This window comes from Cupriavidus sp. 01L46, from assembly GCF_056399905.1.
Window position 1 is genome coordinate 1 of sequence record NZ_JBFTSF010000609.1, and the last position, 1218, is coordinate 1218.

Genomic DNA, 1218 nt, shown 5'->3' on the forward strand with positions numbered 1-1218 from the left:
AGACCTGGACTACGGCTTGTCGCTCGGGGTCGACTGGATCGCCTTGTCTTTCGTCCAGCGCGCGGAGGATATCCGCGAGATCAAGCAGATTGTCGGAAACCGGGCCAGCATCGTCGCCAAGCTGGAGAAGCCAGCGGCCATCGCCGAGTTGCATGCCATCGTCGCCGAAACCGACGCGGTGATGGTCGCCCGTGGCGATCTTGGCGTCGAAATGCCCGCCGAGCAGGTGCCGTCCATCCAGAAGCGCATCGTGCAGGCTTGCCGCAAAGCGGGCAAGCCCGTCATCGTCGCCACGCAGATGCTGGAATCCATGGTCAGCTCGCCGGTTCCGACGCGCGCCGAAGCCTCCGACGTTGCCACCGCCATCTACGATGGCGCCGACGCCGTCATGCTCTCCGCGGAGTCGGCCTCGGGGAAGTACCCCGTCGAAGCCGTGCAGATGATGAACAGCATCATCGTGCAGACGGAGGCGGACCCGTACTACAGGGAGGTCATGGAGGCGTCGCAGACCCCGCCCGAGCCGGACATCGCCAACGCCATCGGCAGCGCAATGCGCCGCGTTGCCGGGCTTCTCCACGTAGCCACCACCGTGGCGTACACAAGCTCAGGCTATTGCGCCATGCGCATGTCGCGCGAGCGTCCCGATGCCCCCATCATCGGCATGACCCCGAACCTGCATGCCGCGCGTGCCATGGCACTGGTCTGGGGTGTCCATGCAGTCATCATCCATGAAGTGGAGAGCGTCACCGAGATGACGAACTATGCCTGCGACACGGCCGAGAACGAGGGCTTTGCCACTTCTGGGCAAGTCATCGTGATTTCCGCGGGCATGCCCTTCGGCACGCCCGGCACGACCAACCTGCTTCGCATCGCAACCGTTGGCCAGCCGGCCGCCTGAAGACCCCGGGGCGCCCACGGCAACGGTATTTGAGGCACGAAGTACACCACCGCATTCACGCAGCAACTCGCAGGTGACGGACGTGAAGCGGCCGGCAAGAAAGCCGGCCTGAGCGCGCTGCTTTACTGAGCGATTGCGGGCGATGCGTGAGGCGCCAGGCAAAACGCAAAAACGGCTTAGAGAACAAGTTTCTCTAAGCCGTTGGTTTGCTACGCGTGTCAGGTGGTGCGGCTGGCAGGATTCGAACCCACGACCCCTTGGTTCGTAGCCAAGTACTCTATCCAACTGAGCTACAGCCGCACGCGAGGGCAGGACTATAT

At 63.5% G+C, this 1218-nt stretch carries 1 protein-coding gene and 1 tRNA gene; one reads left to right on the top strand and one right to left on the bottom strand.

What is annotated here, in order from left to right:
* On the top strand, positions 1-898 hold an 898-nt coding region (gene pyk, locus AC1DS3_RS38820; protein ID WP_477129385.1), incomplete at its 5' end, for a pyruvate kinase.
* 223 nt (positions 899-1121) lie between these two features.
* On the opposite strand, the gene AC1DS3_RS38825 is transcribed toward pyk, so the two are convergent.
* Positions 1122-1198, bottom strand: a tRNA-Arg gene (locus tag AC1DS3_RS38825).
* Between the last annotated feature and the right edge of the window lie 20 nt (positions 1199-1218).